This window comes from Micromonospora sp. L31 (assembly GCF_052068075.1).
Taxonomy (GTDB): domain Bacteria; phylum Actinomycetota; class Actinomycetes; order Mycobacteriales; family Micromonosporaceae; genus Micromonospora; species Micromonospora purpureochromogenes.
Genome location: NZ_JBQHDC010000001.1, coordinates 193,200 through 212,674, shown reverse-complemented (window position 1 = coordinate 212,674; position 19,475 = coordinate 193,200). Strand labels below are relative to the sequence as shown.

At 73.4% G+C, this 19,475-nt stretch carries 15 protein-coding genes; 8 read left to right on the top strand and 7 right to left on the bottom strand.

Annotated elements, in window-relative coordinates; translation table 11 throughout:
* Nucleotides 1–30: 30 nt before the first annotated feature.
* Together ACTMS9_RS01030 and ACTMS9_RS01025 are read right to left on the bottom strand one after the other, a co-directional pair.
* Nucleotides 31–969 (bottom strand): hypothetical protein, encoded by a 939-nt coding sequence (locus ACTMS9_RS01030; protein WP_441143397.1) that lies wholly within the window; start codon nt 967–969, stop codon nt 31–33.
* 167 nt (nt 970–1,136) lie between these two features.
* Entirely contained in the window at nt 1,137–2,426 is a 1,290-nt protein-coding gene (locus tag ACTMS9_RS01025; RefSeq protein WP_280840517.1) for an adenylosuccinate synthase, read from the bottom strand.
* A gap of 122 nt (nt 2,427–2,548) precedes the next feature.
* Here ACTMS9_RS01025 and ACTMS9_RS01020 point away from each other — a divergent pair, with 122 nt between their 5' ends.
* Together ACTMS9_RS01020 and ACTMS9_RS01015 are read left to right on the top strand one after the other, a co-directional pair.
* Nucleotides 2,549–3,559 carry a hypothetical protein gene (locus ACTMS9_RS01020; protein WP_441163897.1) on the top strand — a complete coding sequence of 337 codons (1,011 nt, stop codon included), beginning with the start codon at nt 2,549–2,551 and terminating at the stop codon, nt 3,557–3,559.
* 1,012 nt (nt 3,560–4,571) lie between these two features.
* Entirely contained in the window at nt 4,572–6,251 is a 1,680-nt protein-coding gene (locus ACTMS9_RS01015) for a chromosome partitioning protein (RefSeq protein ID WP_441164416.1), read from the top strand.
* Between the two features lie 46 nt (nt 6,252–6,297).
* On the opposite strand, the gene ACTMS9_RS01010 is transcribed toward ACTMS9_RS01015, so the two are convergent.
* Nucleotides 6,298–6,726, bottom strand: a complete 429-nt coding sequence (locus tag ACTMS9_RS01010) for a DUF3151 domain-containing protein (RefSeq protein ID WP_280840515.1) — start codon at nt 6,724–6,726, stop codon at nt 6,298–6,300.
* Between the two features lie 251 nt (nt 6,727–6,977).
* Between ACTMS9_RS01010 and ACTMS9_RS01005 the strand changes: the two genes are divergently transcribed.
* Nucleotides 6,978–8,189 (top strand): LOG family protein, encoded by a 1,212-nt coding sequence (locus ACTMS9_RS01005; protein ID WP_441143403.1) that lies wholly within the window; start codon nt 6,978–6,980, stop codon nt 8,187–8,189.
* Nucleotides 8,190–8,241: 52 nt separating this feature from the next.
* Here the strand turns inward: ACTMS9_RS01005 and fbaA are convergent, their stop codons facing one another.
* Both fbaA and ACTMS9_RS00995 read right to left on the bottom strand, forming a co-directional pair.
* Entirely contained in the window at nt 8,242–9,264 is a 1,023-nt protein-coding gene (fbaA, locus tag ACTMS9_RS01000) for a class II fructose-bisphosphate aldolase (protein ID WP_238449110.1), read from the bottom strand.
* Between the two features lie 126 nt (nt 9,265–9,390).
* A complete protein-coding gene (locus ACTMS9_RS00995) occupies nt 9,391–9,774 on the bottom strand; it encodes a phage holin family protein (RefSeq protein ID WP_441143405.1) in 384 nt (127 codons plus the stop codon).
* Nucleotides 9,775–9,905: 131 nt separating this feature from the next.
* Here ACTMS9_RS00995 and ACTMS9_RS00990 point away from each other — a divergent pair, with 131 nt between their 5' ends.
* A complete protein-coding gene (locus ACTMS9_RS00990; protein WP_334572268.1) occupies nt 9,906–10,118 on the top strand; it encodes a hypothetical protein in 213 nt (70 codons plus the stop codon).
* On the opposite strand, the gene ACTMS9_RS00985 is transcribed toward ACTMS9_RS00990, so the two are convergent.
* On the bottom strand, nt 10,109–11,197 hold the full coding sequence (locus tag ACTMS9_RS00985; RefSeq protein WP_441163896.1) for an LCP family protein: 1,089 nt from the start codon (nt 11,195–11,197) through the stop codon (nt 10,109–10,111). The genes ACTMS9_RS00990 and ACTMS9_RS00985 overlap by 10 nt on opposite strands.
* On the bottom strand, nt 11,194–11,679 hold the full coding sequence (locus ACTMS9_RS00980) for a SigE family RNA polymerase sigma factor (protein ID WP_441163895.1): 486 nt from the start codon (nt 11,677–11,679) through the stop codon (nt 11,194–11,196). The genes ACTMS9_RS00985 and ACTMS9_RS00980 overlap by 4 nt, the downstream gene beginning before the upstream one ends.
* A gap of 143 nt (nt 11,680–11,822) precedes the next feature.
* Here ACTMS9_RS00980 and ACTMS9_RS00975 point away from each other — a divergent pair, with 143 nt between their 5' ends.
* The 4 genes from ACTMS9_RS00975 (at nt 11,823) to ACTMS9_RS00960 (ending at nt 19,403) form a co-directional block, all read left to right on the top strand.
* The gene (locus tag ACTMS9_RS00975; protein ID WP_441163894.1) at nt 11,823–13,325 is read left to right on the top strand and encodes an LPXTG cell wall anchor domain-containing protein; all 1,503 of its coding nucleotides are present in this window, start codon (nt 11,823–11,825) and stop codon (nt 13,323–13,325) included.
* A 189-nt stretch (nt 13,326–13,514) separates the two neighbouring features.
* Nucleotides 13,515–15,050, top strand: a complete 1,536-nt coding sequence (locus ACTMS9_RS00970) for an LPXTG cell wall anchor domain-containing protein (RefSeq protein ID WP_441143411.1) — start codon at nt 13,515–13,517, stop codon at nt 15,048–15,050.
* Between the two features lie 262 nt (nt 15,051–15,312).
* Nucleotides 15,313–16,887, top strand: coding sequence for a 3' terminal RNA ribose 2'-O-methyltransferase Hen1 (locus ACTMS9_RS00965; protein ID WP_441163893.1), 1,575 nt, complete (start codon nt 15,313–15,315; stop codon nt 16,885–16,887).
* Nucleotides 16,884–19,403, top strand: a complete 2,520-nt coding sequence (locus tag ACTMS9_RS00960) for a polynucleotide kinase-phosphatase (protein WP_441163892.1) — start codon at nt 16,884–16,886, stop codon at nt 19,401–19,403. The genes ACTMS9_RS00965 and ACTMS9_RS00960 overlap by 4 nt, the downstream gene beginning before the upstream one ends.
* Nucleotides 19,404–19,475 lie beyond the last annotated feature (72 nt).

Genomic DNA, 19,475 nt, shown 5'->3' with positions numbered 1-19,475 from the left:
TGTCGGCGTGTCATGGCAACAACTCCATGGTCAACGGCGACGACCTGCGGCGGCGATCGCCTGGCGGACGGTCCAGGGGATGTAGGTGGGGTCGAGGGTGTCCTGCCACGTGAAGCGGAGGATGGACCAGCCGGCGTTGATCAGGCGGTTCTGTCTGCGGCGGTCGGCGAAGACCGCCTCGGGGGTGTCGTGTGCGGCTCGGCCGTCGGCTTCGGCGATCACCCTGGGACCACGCCAGCCCAGGTCCCCGATGCCGAGCAGGTAGCCGTCGGCGTCCCGCACCGCCAACTGCAGGGCGTCCGGTGGAACCTTGCCGTCGACACAGCGCAGGCGAGCCCGGGTCTCCAACGGCGACTGCGCTCGACCGTCCGCCTCCGCCAGATAGCCACGGGCGGCTACGGCGCCTCGCCGACCACGGATGAGTCGAGCGGCATCCAGCAGATCGTCCTCGGTCACGAGCCGGCGATTCAGGGCCGAGTCGAGCACCGAGACCGCCGGATAGCGGTCCTCGCTCAGGATCAGGTCAGCGACCGTGCGCAACGGGGCGCTGGCCGGGATGCCGTCGATCCGAACCAACTGCCGCTCGCCAATGGCCAGTTGATGGACGATCACTTCCCGATGAGCCAGTCGGGCAGGCCGGGCCACCCGGCCCGGGACCGACAGATGGATCTCCTCGGTCGACCGACAGCCGGCGATACCGTGCAGCTCGGCAGCGGTCCGCAGGACGGCAGCCGCCGCGGGACCGAAGGAGGCGACGGCCGCACGAATCCGCGCCCTCCTCGGTACGCCGTCATGCAGGTCGGCGTCGACCAGGTAGCTGGCCCGGGCCACCGCACGCCAACGGCCCGCCCGGCACAGTCGCTGCACCTCGTGCACCGTGAAGCCGGCCGCCCGCGCCTGCGCCAGCGCCAGCGTGACAATTCCGTCCCGCCGAGCCGCAACCCGCCGCACCACCGCCCACGCATCCACACCAACCGACTGTCCCGGTCAGCGAAGCCCTCCAAAACCCCCTGTGGAAAACCCCTCCCCCCTGTGGACAACCACCCACTACCTGGGCGCGTCGATCATGAAGTTATTGCCCCGACACGCCGAGGTGGGCGGCAACAACTTCATGATCAACGGGGGAAAGGGTGGGGTTAGGGGAGGAGGGGGTGGCGGACTACGTTTTCTTCGCGGCCGGGGCCTACGCCTACGACGCTGACGCGGGTGCCGGTGATCTCTTCGATTCTGGCGATGTAGCGTCTTGCGTTTTCGGGGAGGTCTTCCTCGGTTCTCGCCTTGGTGATGTCTTCCCACCAGCCGTCGAGCTCTTCGTAGATCGGCTTGGCGTGGTGGAAGTCGGTCTGGGTCATCGGCATGTCGTCGAAGCGCTCGCCGTTGATTTCGTACCCGACGCAGATCGGCACCTTCGCCATGCCGGTGAGCACGTCCAGCTTGGTGACCACCAGGTCGGTGACGCCGTTGAGGCGGCAGGCGTACCGGGCGACGACGGCGTCGAACCAGCCGCAGCGGCGCTCGCGGCCGGTCGTGGTGCCGTACTCGTGGCCGATCTTGCGCAGGTGCTGGCCGTTGTCATCGAACAGCTCGGTCGGGAACGGCCCGGAGCCGACCCGGGTGGTGTACGCCTTGCTCACCGCGATCACCCGGTTGATCGCCGTCGGCGGGATGCCCGCGCCCACGCACGCCCCACCGGCCGTCGGGTTCGACGAGGTCACGAAGGGGTAGGTGCCGTGGTCCATGTCCAGCATGGTGGCCTGGGCGCCCTCCAGCAGCACGGTCTCGCCGCGGTCCAGCGCGTCCCAGAGCATCACCCGGGTCTCCGCGATGTACGGCTTGAGGCGCTCCGCGTACTGGAGGTACTCCTCGATCGTCGCGTCGACGTCGATCGCCTTGCGGTTGTAGATCTTGAACAGCAGCTGGTTCTTCTCGCGCAACGCGAGTTCCAGCTTCTTGCGCAGGATGCCCGGGTCGAGCAGGTCCTGGAGCCGGATGCCCATCCGGGCGACCTTGTCGCCGTACGCCGGGCCGATGCCCCGGCCGGTGGTGCCGATCCGGGCCGAGCCGAGGTAGCGCTCGACCACCCGGTCCAGCGCCCGGTGGTGCGGCATGATCAGGTGCGCGTCGCCGGAGATGCGCAGCCGGGAGACGTCCACGCCGCGCTCGGCGAGCCCGTCGATCTCGGCCAGCAGCACCTTCGGGTCGACCACCACGCCGTTGCCGATGACGATCATCGCGCTCGGCGAGAGCGCCCCGGACGGCATCAGGTGCAGCGCGTACTTCTGCCCGTCCGGAGTGATCACCGTGTGACCGGCGTTGTTGCCGCCGGAGTAGCGCACGACGTAGTCGACCCGCTCACCCAGCAGGTCGGTAACCTTGCCCTTGCCCTCGTCGCCCCACTGAGCGCCGATGAGCACGATCGCTGGCATCTTCTCCGCCTCCAGAAGGCTCGGGTGCCAGGTGGCGACCGGTTGGCGAGCCCGGGGTGTCAGGCTAACAAGTAGTGACGGCGGGACCCGCAGGGGTCGCGTCGAGAGGCAGGAGGCTCGGAGTGTACGACGTGGTGCTGCTCACCCTCGGCTCGGAGCGGGACGCTCCCGGTGGGGGCTGCGGCAGCGGCGGAGCCTGCTGCGGTGGCGCGACCGAGGCTGCCGGCGCGGAAGCGCCGAAGCCGACCGAGGAGCGCTGCGAGACGCCGCGCGTACCGGTGCTGGCCTGCGCGGACGCGCTGACCGCCCGGGGTGCCCGGGTGGAGACCGTCACCGCCCGCTCGGATGCCGAGATCGACGAGGTGCTGGCCCGGCTCGACGCCCCCGCCCGCCCCGACGGCCTCACCTGGCCCGACCCCGACTCCAAGACCCGGCTGGTCGTCGCCACGGCCAGTGACGCACAGTTGCGCGCCGTGCTGCGCCGGCTGGTCCGGCGGTACGCCCCACCGCCCAGCCGCCGCCCGGCGGACCTGGCCGGCAACCGTACGGTGCCGGACCTGCCGCCGGTCGGCGTACTCCCGCTCGACCCCGCCCGGAACGGGACGCAGGGTGACCTGGCGGCGCAGCTCGGGCTGCCCCGCGACCCGGCGGCGGTGGCCGCCGCGGTGCTCGACGGCACCGCCCGCCGGCTCGACCTGCTGCGCAACGACGCCGGCTCGGTGACCCTGGACGGCGCGCTGCTCGGCGCGGCCGACGACGGGGGGCGCCCGCTGCACTGGCGCGGCCGGGTCGAGGTGGACGACGCGGTGCTCTCCGACGGCGAGGACCCGATCCTGGCCTGCGCGATCGGCAACGCCGGCGGGTACGCGTCCCTGGACGGGCTGCCGCTGCTGACCGCTCCGGACCCGACCGACGGCGTGGTCGAGGTGGCGGTGGCCGTGCCGGTGGTCACCCGGAAGGCGTTCGGCCGGAAGCGGATCCGATTCGAGGTCCGCCGAGCCCGGGGCCGGGCGGTCGCGGTCGTCCCCCGGGACGAGAAGGTCCCCTTCCTCGACGACGGTGTGGAGGGCGAGCTGAGCCGCAAGCGGTCCTGGTGGACCGAGGCGGGCGCCTGGGCGGTCTGGACGAGCTGACCCGGAACGGCGTTCCGCTACGTTCCGTGACCGGAACGGGACGGCCTATCCTCGGCAGGAGGAATGGGGAGGAACCGTGGTGGACGAGAACGCCGACCGGGGCCGGCTGCCCGGCCCGCCTGCGGTGCCGGAGCGGGACATCGAACCGCTCTGGCCGCCCGACGCGACCGACACCGCCCCGACCTGGGGCGTTCATGCCTCGCCGCTGTACCCGTCGCTGACCGCCGAGGTCAACGCCGCCCCCGCCGCCGACGGCTGGACGGCACCTCCGCCGGACGGCGACTGGGTGTCCCTGGGCGCCGACGAACCGGCCCCGCCGCCGATACCGCCGTACGCGGCCGGCCCCGACGACTGGTCCGCCACGCCGGCCGACGCGGGCGAGGAATACGCCTCCCAGCTCGGCCACGACACCAGCGCCGGTGCGGGCGCCACCACCGGCGGCGCCCCGGTGAGTGCTGGCGGCGGCCCGGCCGGTGGGGACAGCGTGCGCGGCCTGGTCGGCACCGAACACCTCTCTGGCGGCGGCCCACCCACGACCGGGTTCGCGGCGAGCGGGAACGGCGGGGCCGGCAGGAACGGCGCCACCGGCCCGGACGGCCCGGTCACCGGGTATGCGGCTCCGGCCACCGGCGGAGACACCGCCTTGACCGGGAGCGGCACGACCACCGGCTCGGGCATTCCGGCCACGAACGGCTCCGCCGCCGACACGAGCGGCGCGGCGGCCAGCCCGACCACTCCGGCCACGGGCGACACGGCCACCGGCCCGAACGCCACCCCCGACGGGAGCTTCGCCGGACACGGCTCCCCGACCACGAGCGACGCGGGCCGCCCGACCACTCCGGCCACGGACGGCACGACCACCGACCCGAGCGCCACCCCCGACGGCACCTTCGCCGGACACGGCATCCCGGCCACCAACGGCACCGCACCCGGCCCGAACATTCCGACCGCGAGCGGCACTGCCGCCGGCCCGAGCAGCCCAGCCACCAATGGCAGGGCCGCCGAACCCGGAATGGCGGCCGAGGCCAGCTCGCCGGCCGGGCACGCCGTCGCGGCCGCCGAAGCGGGCCCGGTGACCGGGGAGGCCCGGCCGCAGTCCGAGCCGGCGGAGGACGCCCGACGGCCGGCGCCCCCCGCGCCGGCACCCCGGGTCGGGCAGCCGGCGGTCGACCTCGACCTGCCCTTCACCCTGGACCAGCCGATCACCGCGCCCCCGCCGCACACCGCGCCGGGCACTCCGGTCGTACCCGCCGCGAGCATCCCGCAGGCGGCCCGGGGACAGGGCCAGTCGCCGTGGGCCCAGCCACCGCAGCGCTCCGGCGCCGCCGGCGACGCGGCGATGCGCGGCGACGCGGCGGTTTACGGCGACGCGGCGATGCGCGGCGATCACGGCGGAGCCGCGATCGGAGACGAGGCGATCGGCAGCGCGACGGTGCCCGGCCAGCCCGCGACGCCCACGCCCCCGGCGCCGAAGCTGGGTCCGTTCCCGCCCTCGCCGGGCACGCCGCTGACGCCGCCCGGCCCGCACCCGCCGACGGAGTACCCACCGGGGCCCACGCTCGCGGTGCCGCCTGCGCACGCCGGCCCGCCGCAGCCCGGGCCGATGACCGCCGCGCCGCCGGGGCCGCAGCCGCCCGCCGGGTGGTACCAGCCGTCCTGGCAGGAGGGCACCCCGCCAGCCGGGCTGCCCCGGCAGTCGTACCCGGAGCCGCTGGCACGGGCGGCGCAGGGCGGCTACCCGGACGCGGGCTGGACGCCGGACGGCGCATCGGCGCCGACCGCCGAGGACTTCGCCCGCCGCCGGCAGGCCCGCCCGGCCGACCCGGTCGCCACCATGGGGGTACGGGCGGTCGTCAACAAGATCGGTCTCAAGCTGCCGCCGGGGCGGCACGAGCAGGAGATCAAGCGGGACGTCGAGATGGTCCGCCGCAACTTCGGCGGGCTGCGCCAGGTGACCGTGGTGAACCCGAAGGGCGGCGCCGGCAAGACGGTCGCCATCCTGCTGCTCGCGATGACCTTCGGTCAGAAGCGCGGCGGGTACGTGCTGGCCTGGGACAACAACGAGACGCAGGGCACCCTGGGCATGCGCGCCCAGCAGGACTTCCACTCCCGTACGGTCCGGGACATGCTGCGCGACCTCGGGCAGTTCCAGGGCGCGCACGGCCGGATCGGTGACCTGTCGCAGTACGTCCGCTCGCAGGGCGAGGGGATGTTCGACGTGCTCGCCTCGGACGAGTCGGCCACCGGCGGCGAGATGCTCACCGCGGCGGCCTTCGCGGAGATCCGTGAGGTGGTCAGCCGGTTCTACAAGCTGATCTTCGTGGACACCGGGAACAACGTCCGGGCGCAGAACTGGCAGGCCGCGATGGACGCCACCGACCAACTGGTGGTGACCATGTCGGCCCGGAACGACTCGGCGGAGACGGCCGCCCGGATGCTCGACCACCTGGAGCAGAGCGGCCGGCAGCGGCTGGTCCGGCAGGCGGTGACGGTGGTGTCGATGCCGCCGTCCCGCAAGGAGATCGACCTGCCGGCGATCCAGGAGCACTTCGCCGCCCGCACCCGGGCGGTGCTGCTCGCGCCGTACGAGCGTCTGATCGACACCGGGGAGCCGATCCGGTACGGCGGGCTCTCCTCCGCCACGCGGGACGCCTGGCTGAAGATCGCCGCCGCGGTGGCCGAAGGGCTGTAGCCGCGACGGCTGGCCCGATCACCGCCGGGCCGGCCGTCGCGACGGGTCACTCGCTGGCGAGGGCGTCCCCGGCGGCCGGGTCGCAGTCGCGCAGGAACTGCGCGCAGCGGGCCGCCTCGTCCGCCTCGCCGATCTCGCCCGCCGCCCGGGACAGGACGTACAGGCAGCGGAGGAAGCCCTGGTTGGGGCCGTGCGACCAGGGCACCGGCCCGTGGCCCTTCCAGCCGCTGCGGCGCAGCTGGTCCAGGCCCCGGTGATAGCCGGTGCGGGCGTAGGCGTACGCGGGGATGACCTGGCCGGCGTTGAAGGCCCGGGTCGCCAGCACCGCCCAGGCCGCGCTGTAGGTCGGGAAGCGGGCCGCGACCCCGGCGTACGCCTCGTCGGTGCCCCTCTCGGCGGCGGCCGCGAGCGTGGCGTCGGCCTCTTCGTGCGCGGGCAGGAGGGTGGCCGGTGGCTCAGGCAACAGGTTCTGCATCGTCCCATTCAACCGGCTTCGCCCCACCGCGCGCGAGAGGATCGGCCCAGCGCGCTGGCTGAACGGGGGAGGCGTCCGTCACGCCTGCGGCCCATGCCGCCGCGAGATGTTTTCCATTACAACTATTAATCCGGAGCCTCCCCAGGACCCGGTTACGCAGGAGCCCGGCGGTCTCGACCGTCGGGCTCCTGTAGTCCCGGCCCCCGGACCTGCAGGTTTGCGCCATTGCCCGGGCCGGGCAGGATGGCCTGGTGCCGACCCCACCTCCCGCGGACGTCATCGCGCCGCACGACACCAGCCACGACGAGATCGAGACCCGCGCCGAGTTCGACCGACGGCTGGCCACCGGCAGCCTCGCCGGCCTGACCGTGCAGGGGCTCCGCCTCGACCTGGACCCGATCCCCGACCTGACCCGCACCGAGGTCGCCGGCACCCTCTTCGTCGGCTGCCGGTTCGCCTCCCGAGAGGTCGGCGCGGACCTGGTCCGGCGCGGGGCGAACGTGGTGCCGCCCTTCTCCGGGCTGCCGTACCCGACCCAGCCGTCGCACCTCTACACCCCCGAGGAACTGGCCGCCGGGTTCGCCGAGGGCGGCTTCGCCGGGATGTACGACACCCGGGTGTACGCGCACTTCCGCGAGCACGGCGGCGCGCTGCCGGACGTCCGGGAGGCGCTCGGCCAGCGGCTGCACGACCACGGCGTGGACAACGCGCTGGTCGACGCCACCCGGTCCTGGCTCGCGAAGCACGGGCCGCAGTCGGTGGTGGGGGTGATGGGCGGGCACGCCGTCCCGCGTGGCAGCGTGCCGTACCGGATGGCGGCGGTGCTGGGTTGGGAGCTGGCGCGGGCCGACCGACTGGTGGTGACCGGCGGCGGACCGGGCGTGATGGAGGCGGCCAACCTCGGCGCGTTCCTCGCGGGTCGGCCGGCCGAGGAGCTGACCGCCGCGATCGACCTGCTCGCCGTGGCGCCGGACTTCACCGACCACGACCGCTACACGGCGGCGGCGCTGGCGGTACGCGAGCGGTACGCGACCGGGCCGGCCGTCCCGCAGCAGCGGGCGCCGGAGCTCGACTGGGCCCGCTCCGGCGGGCTGGCGATCCCCACCTGGCTGTACGGGCACGAACCGGCGAACCTCTTCGCCGGGCGGATCGCCAAGTACTTCTCCAACGCCATCCGGGAGGACACGATCCTGCGGCTGGCCCGGGGCGGGATCGTCTTCGCGCCCGGCCGGGCGGGCACCGTGCAGGAGGTGTTCCAGGCGGCGACGAAGACCTACTACGGCACCGACGGGGCGAGCGGGGCGTACGTCTTCCTGGACCGCGCGTACTGGACCCGGGAACTGCCGATCGAGTCGCTGCTGCGGCCGCTGTTCGCGGCGTCCCCGTTCGGTGACCTGTCGACCACCGTGCACCTGACCGACGACGTCCGGGAGGCCGTCCGGGTGCTCACCGCGACCGCCTGAGACGCCGACGGCCGGCTCCCGGGCGGGGAGCCGGCCGTCGTGCTGGCAGTGGTTACTTCATCTTGGTGCCGGTCGAGCGCAGGTGCTCGCAGGCCTCGACGACGCGGGCGGCCATGCCGGCCTCGGCGGCCTTGCCCCAGACGCGCGGGTCGTACATCTTCTTGTTGCCGACCTCGCCGTCGACCTTCAGCACGCCGTCGTAGTTGCGGAACATGTGGTCCGCGACCGGACGGGTGAAGGTGTACTGGGTGTCGGTGTCGATGTTCATCTTGACCACGCCGTAGTCCAGCGCCTCGCGGATCTCCGACAGCAGCGAGCCCGAGCCGCCGTGGAAGACCAGGCTGAGCGGCTTCTCCTTGCCGTACTTGGCGCCGACCGCCATCTGGATGTGGTCGAGGACCTCGGGGCGGAGCTTGACGTTGCCCGGCTTGTAGACGCCGTGCACGTTGCCGAAGGTCAGCGCCGCCATGTAGCGGCCCTTCTCGCCGAGGCCGAGCGCCTCCACCATGGCCAGGCCGTCCTCGACCGTGGTGTAGAGCTTCTCGTTGATGGCGTTCTCGACGCCGTCCTCCTCGCCACCGACCACGCCGACCTCGATCTCGAGGACGATCTTGCCCTTGGCGGCCTCGTCGAGGAGCTGCGCGGCGATCTCCATGTTCTCCGCCACCGGCACGGCCGAGCCGTCCCACATGTGCGACTGGAACAGCGGCTCCTCGCCGCGCTTCACCCGCTCCTGGGAGATCCCCATCAGCGGCCGGACGAACTTGTCCAGCTTGTCCTTCGGGCAGTGGTCGGTGTGCAGCGCGATGTTGACCGGGTAGTTCTTGGCCACCTCGCGGGCGTACGCGGCGAACGCCACCGCGCCGGTGACCATGTCCTTGACCGACGGGCCGGACAGGTACTCGGCACCACCGGTGGAGACCTGGATGATGCCGTCGCTCTCCGCGTCGGCGAAGCCCTTCAGCGCCGCGTTCAGCGTCTGCGAGGACGTCACGTTGATCGCGGGGTACGCGAACCGGCCGGACTTGGCCCGGTCCAGCATCTCCGCGTAAGTCTCGGGGGAAGCGATGGGCATGTCGAACGCTCCTTACTTACCGCTCTCGGCCGAGCTGGCCGCTGTCTTCCATCGGGTGCGCCGGACCGCGCTGTCCACCGCCGGCAGTATCCCGTAGAAGGTGGCGGCGGGCACAACCGCCTCCCCTCACCGGTCCTCCAGACTGTCCGGTACGGCGACGCTGATCAGCCAGCTCACCACCGCCATCACGATGGCCCCCCAGAAGGCGGCCCAGAAACCGTCCACCCGGAACGGCAGGTCGAGCCCACGCGCGAGCCAGTCCGTCAGCAGGAACAGCAGCGCGTTCACCACCAACGCGATCAGACCGAGGGTGAGCAGGTAGAACACGCAGCCGACCACCTTGATGACCGGCTTGAGCACGGCGTTGACCACGCCGAAGATCAGCGCCACCACGATCAGGGTGAACGCCGTCTCGGCGCCGTTGCGGCCGGTCACGTCGACGCCGGGCACGATCAGCGTGGTGACCCACAGCGCGACCGCGGTGATCGCCAGCCGGATCAGGAAGCCCACGCCTCCATCCTGGCACCGCCGGGAGGCCCCGGTGGGACGATCCACCGAGTCCGCTTGCCGCGCCCACCGGGCACCCGCGCCGCGCAGCCCGTACGGTGTGGGGGGTAGTCCGCCGGAACCAGGGAGGGACGATGGGTCAGCCCGACGAGGACTTCGCGCCGAGCGACCACCTCAGCCCGGAGGAGCGCGACCTGGAGGCCGAGCCGGCCGACGCGGTCGAGCAGGCCGCCTCGATCGACCCGGGCGACGCCGAGACCGAGCCGCACCGTGGCCTGGAGGTCGGCGACTGGGACGCGATGGAGCAGGCCCGGGTGGTCACCGGCGACGAGGACGACTATCGCTGAGCCCCCAGGGCGGTCACCCGGTCGGGGTTCGCCGCCGCCCACTCGGCCAGCCGGTCCTGGCGTAGCGCGGTGAGGAAGGCCGGCCCGGCGCGCTCGTCGAGCACGATGCTGCCCGGCCGCTCCGGCGATTCGACGGTCGGCAGGGCGAGACCGACCGGGGCGGCCCGGGACGCCTGCACGGTGCGCGCGAGAAGGTCCGGCAGCGAGGCGTCGCCGGTGTCGGTGACCAGGTCCGGGCCGAGGGCGGCCAACAGCCGGCTCAGTGCCACCGGATTGTGCAGGGTGTCCCCACTGTCGAGCTGCCGCACCAGCCCCGCCGCGTAGCGCTGGGCGTTGCGGTCCCGGTCCTGGGCCCCCCGGGTCATACCCAAGCGCTGCCGCAGCAGGTCGACCGAGCCGGTGCCGTCCAGCCGCTGGCAGCCGGCCGGGAAGACGCGTCGGGTGTGCACCGAGCGGACCTGCTCCGGCAGGCAGACCTCCACCCCGCCGACGCCGTCGGTGAGCCGCCGCAGCACCGGGTACGTCAGCACCGCGCCGGCGTCGATGCGTACGCCGGTGGTGTCGCCGACCACCCGCCGGGTCAGGTCGTAGCCCCGGCGCAGATCGGGCCGGGATGCTTTCGCGCCGAGTTGGAAGGACGCGTTCAGCTTGTCGGTACCGTGCCCGGGGATCGCCACCCTCAGGTCGCGCGGCAGCGACACCAGGTAGAGCCGGCTCCGGTCCGCCGGGACGTGCACCAGCAGGACCGAGTCGGCGCGGCCGGTGGAGCCGGCGCCGCGGACCTGGGGACCGGGGGCCGCGTCCACCCCGACCAGCAGCACGTTCAGCGCGCCGCCGGGCGAGGCCGGGTCACCGATCAGATCGCCGGCCGGGGTACGCCCGACCGACGGCGGAACGACCTGCGGCACCGCGATGCCGAGCAGGCCCAGCACCGCCAGCGCGGTGGCCCCGGCCCGGAGCCGGCGGCGCCGACGGCGACGGCGTACGACGATCCGGTCGACGGCCGCCCGCAGCGGCCCGGCCGGCGGGGTCAGCGACTCGTGGCGGGCGAAGGCGGCCCGCAGCTCGGCCTCGGTCATGAGCAGACCTCCACGTGTTCGGCGCGCAGCGTGGCCAGGGCGCGGGAAATGGACGACCGGACGGTCCCGACGGCGCAGCCGAGGATCTCGGCGATCTCCGCGTCGGGCAGGTCCTCGTAGTAGCGGAGCACCAGGCTGGCGCGCTGCCGGCGGGGCAACCGAGCCAGCCAGGACCAGACCTGGTCGCGCTCCACGGCGTCCTGGGCGTGGTCGGTGGCCGACGACGCGGACTCCTCCGGCTCGCCGCGCAGCAGCACCCGACGCATCCAGGAGCCCCGCCGCCAGTCGACGTACTGGTTGGTGAGCATCCGGCGGACGTAGCGCTCCGGGGACTCCGCCCGGGCCACCCTCCGCCAGTTCAGCTGGACCCGGACCATCGTGTCCTGCACCAGGTCCTGCGCCTGATGCGGATCGCCGGTCAGCATGACCGCGTACCGCAGCAGCGCGGTCAGCCGCGAGTCGGCGAACTCCTCGTACGTCACTGCACCTCCCGGTGTCCCGACCCTGATGACGAAAGTGGGCGTCCAAAACGTTGCGCCGCCCGCTCGCCAGGCGCGGCGGGCCGGCGGGAAGTGACATCCGTGAGAGGCTGACCACGCTCCGCCACCGAACGGGAGGACAGTCCATGCTCCGGCACTCCATCCGGCGCTGGCTCGCCGGTGCGGCCGTCGCGGGCGCGTTCCTGGCCGCCACCGCCGCTCCCGCAAGCGCAGCCGGTGACCTCCGGATCGCCGCACGGGACCTGCTGGTCGCCCCGGGACACAGCGCTCCCGGCGCGGTACGGGTCGACGGCAACCCCTCCCCCGCCGGCAGCCCGGTGATCCTCGACATCGAGCTGTCCGAGTGGGACTCGCTGGGCACCTTCACGGTGACCGACGACGGCGGGTGGGACTGCGTCCGGAGCGCCGACACCCTGCGCTGCCTGGGCGCTTTCGGCAGGTGGAGCCGGACGCCCACCCTCTACTTCCAGCTCGCCGCGCGGGCCGACGCTCCGCTGGACGGGCGGGCCGAGCTGACCGTCCGGGCCGTCTCGGCCGGCGGCACGGCCACCCGCAAGATCACGGTCAGCGTGGTCGAGGGCGTCGACCTGGTGACCGAGCCGAAGACCGCGCTCCGCGCCGGGCCCGGCGGCACCGTCGACCTGACCAGCACCGTACGCAATGCCGGACCGGTGCCGGTGCACGGCGCGGTGCTGACCCTCGACGCCGACATGGACGTCATGTCGGTCGACGACTTCCGCAACTGCCGACGCGCCGAGGCCCGGCTCACCGTCTGCCGGTTCGACACCGAACTGGCGCCCGGGGTCAGCTACCGGCTGTCGGCACCGCTGCCGCTCACCCTCAAGACGTTCCTGCGCAGCGGCCTCGTGCTGCCCAACCGTCTGCAGTGGTGGACCCCCGACGACTGGGCGCTGGTCGAGCAGGACCCGGACGTCCCGCTCCCACCGGACACCCCCGGCACCGGCGACGAGTTGCGCCTGGTGGCGCAGCCGACGGCGCGGCAGACCGACAGCGCCACCTGGAACAGTTGGACCGCGGTGGGCATCACCGTCACCGGCGACCGGACCGCGGATGCGGCCGCCGTCGGGGGGCGGGTCAACGCCAAGGTCGGCGACCGGGTGGCGGTGACGCCCGGATTCCGCAACCTGGGGCCCACGGAGGTGGAGACCTGGCGGGAGATCCCGCTGGTGCGGTTCCGCATCCCCGACGGCACCACCGCGGTCGAGGTGCACTGGGGGTGCGCGCCGATCGGCGCCGGCCCCTGGAAACCCGGCGACACGTTCGGCCAACCCGGGGCCCGGGAGTACGGGTGCAGCGGCCCGGGCGACATTGCCGGTGTCGGCGAGACCGTCTCGTACTCCTTCACCCTGCGGGTGGACCGGCTGCCGTGGCCAACCGCCGGGCGAGTGACCGTCGACGTCGAGGCCGACACCGACCCCGCCAACGACCGGGCGGAGATCGTGCTCGTTCCGCCGGCAGCGAGCGGCGGCAACGGCGGTGGCGACGACTCGCTGCCCATCACCGGCGGATCCACCACCCTGACGATGGCGGTCGGCGGGCTGCTGCTCGCCGCCGGTACGACGGGGGTCCTGCTGGCCCGCCGCCGACGCACCGACTTCGTCGCCTGACCAGCACCACGTCACGCCCCGTCGCCGCCCTGGCGACGGGGCGTCGCCATGGTCCGCCCGTTGCGCCGAAGATGCTCAGCCGTTCGGCTCGATTGCCTGGTCCAGACGCCATTCGGGGTGACGCGGTGTTTTAAGGAGTCCTTAAGATCCGCAGGCTCCACCTGGACACCCCCACGGGAGGAACCCCCAATGCTCACGCACTCCACCCGGCGCTGGCTCGCCGGGTTGGGCGTCGCAGGCGCGTTCATCGCTGCCTCCGCCACCCCTGCGGTCGCCGACGGCGACCCGTTCGAAGTCATCGGCCAGGACATGCTCGTCGCTCCGGGCCACACGGGCTCCGCGTACGTCTTCGCAGCGCCGACCGGCTCTGAGCAGCCGCACCAGTTCGGCCACACCACGCTGGACATCGACTTCTCCGGCATCTCCGACTTCGCCGTCCTCGAGCAGCCCGGTGAGGGCTGGGGATGGGCGTGTGAGACCTCCGCCCAGGCCGTGCACTGCGAGACCGAGTTTGCCGAGGACGACGGTCCCTGGCTCGCCATCCAGGTGACCGGCAAGGACAACGCCACGCCGGGCCAGAAGGGTCAGCTGGAGTACGCGATCACCTCTGGTGGCCGGACGGTCAAGGCGGCCTCCACCGTCACCGTCGCCGAGGGCGTCGACCTCCAGACCGAGCCGGAGGCCAGCGTCAGCGGCGCTCCGGGCAGCCGGGTCGGCACGCCGGCGATCGTCCGCAACGGTGGCGACACGACCACCCACGGTGCCGTGCTGTTGGTGCACGGCGACTACCTGTATCGGTACGCGGGCAACTTCTCGAACTGCCGTCCGACCGACTTCAACGGTGCCCTCTGCACCTTCGACGAGGACCTGGAGCCGGGCAAGACCTACCGGCTCTCCGAGGAGACGCCCTTCCAACTCCATGAGGACGCCCGGACGGGTGCCAGCCTGCTGGCGACGAACGTCTGGTGGACCAAGGACGACTGGGAGCTGGTCAACCGAGACTGGCCGCAGGAGGGCGAGCCGGGCAGCGGGGCGAAGCTGCGCCTGGTCGAGCAGACCGGGGCCAAGTCGCTGACCCCGCAAACCGACACGGACAGCATGAACAACTGGACCGAAATCTCGGTGAACGTGACCGGCGACAACCCGGCGGACCTCAGCGCCACGGGCGCCACAGCCAGCGGCAAGAAGGGCGAGGTTGTCCAGGTACGCCCGGGCTTCACCAACCTCGGCCCGGCCCTCCTCGAGTACCAGGACAAGCCGGTCTTCCGCGTCACGGTCCCGGAGGGCACCACCGCCGTCGAGGTGTCGGGCGAGTGCCAGCCGTACACGTCCGACTCGGAGTGGGACCCGTGGAACGGCAAGTGGGGTGAGCCGGGTGCCCGGGAGTACGCCTGCTGGGTCAGCGAGACCCCGAAGGGCGTGGACTACTCGTACGAGTTTGGCCTGCGTATCGACAAGGTGACACCGGACGCCTCCGGGGCCGTCTCCCTCAAGCTGGTTGGCGACCCGAACAGCAAGAACGACAACGCCGAAATCATCATTAACCCGACCGGCGCCGGTGGCGGCAACGGTGGCAACGGTGGCAACGGTGGCGGTGACGGCGGTTCGCTACCGATCACCGGTGAGTCGACCGGCCTGATCGCCGGCATCGGCGGCCTGCTGCTCGCCGCCGGCGTCGGCGGCTACGTGGTGGCCCGCCGCCGCAGGACCCGCTTCGTCGCCTGACCCACCCCGCACCACCCGGCGCCCCGTCGACCATCGGTCGGCGGGGCGCCGCCGTCTCCCGCCGAGGGAGGACCGCCGGCCAAGCCGCCCTCCACCCAGCCCGTCCGCAGAACCCCGCCAGCACCACCAGATCCCGAACCAGAAGCAGCACCCCGGCCACCCTGAGCCGGCGCACGCCGCTCAACCCCGTCGGGTTTCCGGGGGAGCCCCACCCACAAAAAGAGGGCGACGCAAGATCGAAACCCCTGAGACCATGAGCGGCGTGCTGCTCACCCTGACCACCACCCACCGGCCGGCGACCGACCTCGGGTACCTGCTGGTCAAGCACCCTGACCGGGTCCAGTCCTTCGAACTGCCGGCGGGCACCGCGCACGTCTTCTACCCGGAGGCGGACGAGGACCGGTGCACCGCCGCCCTGCTGGTCGAGGTCGACCCGCAGCGGCTCGGCGTGGGGCGGCGTGCCGGCCGGAAGCAGGCCCGCACCCCGGAGAGCTTCACCCTCGGGCAGTACGTCAACGACCGGGCGTACGCCGCGTCCAGCCTGCTCGCCTCGGCACTGTCCACGGTGTTCCGGTCGGCGCTGCGCGGCGAGTCCCGGGACCGCCCGGAGCTGGCCGGCACCGCGATCCCGCTGGAGGTACGGGTGCCGGTGCTGCGCTGCCGCGGTGGCGCCGACGTGGCCGGGCGGCTCTTCGCCCCGCTGGGCTGGACGGTCACCGCCACCCCGATCCCGCTGGACGAGCAGCACCCCGACTGGGGTGACAGCCGGTACGTCGACCTCGTCCTGACCGGCAGCCTCCGGGTCGCGGACGCCCTCAACCACCTGTACGTCCTGCTGCCCGTGCTGGACGACGCGAAGCACTACTGGGTGGCGCCGGACGAGATCGACAAGCTGCTCCGCGCCGGTGCGGGGTGGCTGGCCGACCACCCGGAGCGGGCCCTGATCACCCGTCGCTACCTGGCCCACCGCCGGGCGCTGGCCGGGCAGGCGCTGGCCCGGCTGACCGAGCTGCGCCTCGCCGACGAGCCCCTGCCCGACGACAGCATCGACGAGCCCCCGGCCGACCCGGCACCCGTGGCCGACGTGGCCGGATCCGACGCCGGCACCCCGCACAGCGAGGCCGGTGCAGCGGGACACGAAGGCGGAGCGGCCCGGACGACGGACGCGGCCGGACCGGGGCGGGCGTCGCTGGCGGTACGGCGGCGCGAGGCGGTGCTCGCCGCGCTCGCGGCCAGCGGCGCGACCCGGGTGCTCGACCTCGGCTGCGGCGGCGGCGCGCTGCTCACCGCCCTGGTCGCCGACCGGCGCTACACGGAGGTCGTCGGCACCGACGTCTCCACCCACGCGCTGACGCTGGCCGCCCGCCGGCTGCGCCTGGACCGGCTGCCGGAGCGGCAGCGCGACCGGATCCGGCTCTGGCAGTCCGCCCTCACCTACCGGGACGACCGGCTGCGCGGCTACGACGCGGCGGTGCTGATGGAGGTGATCGAGCATCTCGACCCGCCCCGGCTGCCGGCGCTGGAGGACGCGGTGCTGGGCCACGCCCGGCCGGGCACCGTCGTGGTGACCACGCCGAACGTCGAGTACAACGTCCGCTACGAAGGGCTGCCGGCGGGGCGGTTCCGGCACGCCGACCACCGCTTCGAGTGGACCCGCGCCGAGTTCGCCGCCTGGGTCGAGCGGGTGGCCGCGACGTACGGCTACACCGCCACGATCGACGGCGTCGGGGAGGAGGACCCGGAGGTGGGCGCCCCCACCCAGCTGGCCGTCCTGACCACGACCGAAAACACCATGACCGAAGCCACCACGACCGACCGGAAGGAGGAGCGCCGATGACCACCCTCGACATCCCCGAGCTGGCCCTGGTGGCGCTGGTCGGCGTCTCCGGATCGGGCAAGTCGACCTTCGCCCGCCGGCACTTCCTGCCCAGCCAGGTGCTCTCCTCGGACATGTTCCGGGCGATGGTCGCCGACGACGAGAACGACCAGTCCGCCTCCGCCGACGCGTTCGAGGCGCTGCACCACATCGCCGCCACCCGGCTGCGTCGGGGCCGGTTGACGGTGGTCGACGCGACCAACCTCCAGTCGCACGCCCGGGCCGCGCTGGTCCGGGTGGCCCGGGAGCACGACGTGCTGCCGGTGGCGCTCGTGCTGGACGTACCGGAGGCGCTGGCCTGGGAGCGGACCCAGGGGCGGGCCGACCGGACCTTCGGCCGGCAGGTGCTGACCCGGATGCAGCGGGATCTGCGCCGGACGTACGGGCTGCTGGCCCGGGAGGGCTTCCGCAAGGTGCACGTGCTGCGCGGCGTCGAGGAGATCGAGGCTGCGGAGATCCGGTACGAGAAGCTCTTCAACGACCGGCGGGAGCTGACCGGGCCGTTCGACATCGTCGGTGACGTGCACGGCTGCCGGGAGGAGCTGGAGGCGCTGCTGCTCCGGCTGGGCTGGTCGCTGCGCCGCGACGACGCGGGCCGCCCGGTGGACGCGGTACACCCGGCTGGTCGTACCGCGGTCTTCGTGGGTGACCTGGTGGACCGCGGCCCGGACTCCCCCGGGGTGCTCCGCCTGGTGATGGGCATGGTGGCGGCCGGGCACGCGATCTGCGTGCCGGGCAACCACGAGCAGAAGCTGCTGCGCAAGCTGCGCGGCCGGGACGTGCGGCTCACCCACGGCCTGGCCGAGACGATGGCCCAGCTGGCGGCCGAGGACCCTACGTTCGTGGCCGAGGTCGCCGCCTTCGTCGACGGCCTGGTCAGCCACTTCGTGCTGGACGGCGGCCGGCTGGTGGTCGCGCACGCCGGCCTGAAGGAGGCCTACCAGGGCCGTGCGTCCGGCCGGGTCCGCGCGTTCGCGCTCTTCGGGGAGACCACCGGGGAGACCGACGAGTACGGCCTGCCGGTCCGCTACCCGTGGGCGCGCGACTACCGGGGCTCGGCCATGGTCGTGTACGGCCACACGCCGACCCCGGAACCGGAGTGGGTGAACAACACCATCTGCATCGACACCGGCTGCGTCTTCGGCGGCCGGCTCACCGCCCTGCGCTACCCGGAGAAGGAACTGGTCGCCGTCCCGGCGGTCAAGGAGTGGTACGCCCCGGTTCGCCCGCTGGTCAGCACCCCGGCCCGACCGGACACGGTGCTGGACCTGACGGACGTCACCGGCCGCCGGCACCTCGAGCACGCGTACGGGACGCTGACGGTGCCGGCGGAGAACGCCGCCGCCGCGCTGGAGGTGATGAGCCGGTTCGCGGTCGACCCGGGCCGGCTGGTCTGGTTGCCGCCGACCATGGCGCCCTGCTCGACCTCCACCGTCGAGGGCTTCCTGGAGCACCCGGCGCAGGCGTTCGAGGACTACCGGGCGGCGGGCGTGGACCGGGTGGTCTGCGAGGAGAAGCACATGGGCTCGCGGGCGGTGGTGCTGGTGGAGCGGGAGCCCACCGGTGGGCCGTTCGGCGGCGGCGTGGTGCACACCCGCACCGGCCGGCCGTTCTTCGGCGCGCCGCTCGACGAGCAGTTGCTGGCCCGGGTACGCGCGGCGGTGACCGCCGCCGGCCTCTGGGCCGAGCTGGGCACCGACGCGCTGCTGCTCGACTGCGAGCTGCTGCCCTGGTCGGCGAAGGCGGGCGGGCTGATCCGCGAGCAGTACGCCAGCGTCGGCGCGGCCGGCCGGGCCGCGCTGCCGGCGGTGCTCGCCACGCTGGACTCCGCCGCGACCCGCGGGCTGGCGGTGGACGGGCTGCGGGAGCGGATGGCGGCCCGCCGCGCCGAGGTGGACGGCTATTCGACGGCCTACCGGGCGTACGTGGCGCCGACCGACGGGCTGCGCGGGGTGACGCTGGCGCCGTTCGCGGTGCTGGCGGGCGCGGGCGTGAGCTTCGCCGACCGGGACCACGGCTGGCACCTCGACCTGGCCGACCGGCTCTGCGCGGCCGACCCGGAGTTCTTCACCCCGACCCGGCGGCAGGTGGTCGATCTCGCCGACGCCGACGCGGTGGCGGCGGCCACCGACTGGTGGCTGGAGCTGACGTCGACCGGGGGCGAGGGCATGGTGGTCAAGCCGTACGCCGGGCTGGCCGCCCGGTCGGCGCGCGGCTCGCTGCTCCAGCCGGGGATCAAGTGCCGGGGCCGGGAGTACCTGCGGATCATCTACGGCCCGGGTTACACCGCCGCCGACCAGCTCGCCGCGCTGCGCCGCCGTTCGCTGGGCCGCAAGCGGGGCCTGGCCCTGCGCGAGCACGCCCTCGGCCTCGCCGCCCTCGACGCGTTCGCCGACAACGCCCCCCTCTGGCGCCGCCACGAACTCGTCTTCGCCATCCTGGCCTGCGAATCCGAACCCGTCGACCCCCGCCTCTGACCCCGCGCCCACCTCCGAGATTCGGGCACTTTCGGAGAAAGCGTTGCCATTTCGCGCTCCATGGCCACGCTT

Bases quoted from the DNA above. Each gene is read 5' to 3' on its own strand.
- ACTMS9_RS00970 (WP_441143411.1), top strand. From the start codon at position 13,515: ATGCTCACGCACTCCACCCGGCGCTGGCTCGCCGGGTTGGGCGTCGCA.
- ACTMS9_RS01015 (WP_441164416.1), top strand. From the start codon at position 4,572: ATGGCGGCCGAGGCCAGCTCGCCGGCCGGGCACGCCGTCGCGGCCGCC.
- ACTMS9_RS01010 (WP_280840515.1), bottom strand. From the start codon at position 6,726: ATGCAGAACCTGTTGCCTGAGCCACCGGCCACCCTCCTGCCCGCGCAC.
- ACTMS9_RS01025 (WP_280840517.1), bottom strand. From the start codon at position 2,426: ATGCCAGCGATCGTGCTCATCGGCGCTCAGTGGGGCGACGAGGGCAAG.
- ACTMS9_RS00990 (WP_334572268.1), top strand. From the start codon at position 9,906: ATGGGTCAGCCCGACGAGGACTTCGCGCCGAGCGACCACCTCAGCCCG.
- ACTMS9_RS00985 (WP_441163896.1), bottom strand. From the start codon at position 11,197: ATGACCGAGGCCGAGCTGCGGGCCGCCTTCGCCCGCCACGAGTCGCTG.
- ACTMS9_RS00960 (WP_441163892.1), top strand. From the start codon at position 16,884: ATGACCACCCTCGACATCCCCGAGCTGGCCCTGGTGGCGCTGGTCGGC.
- fbaA (WP_238449110.1), bottom strand. From the start codon at position 9,264: ATGCCCATCGCTTCCCCCGAGACTTACGCGGAGATGCTGGACCGGGCC.
- ACTMS9_RS00975 (WP_441163894.1), top strand. From the start codon at position 11,823: ATGCTCCGGCACTCCATCCGGCGCTGGCTCGCCGGTGCGGCCGTCGCG.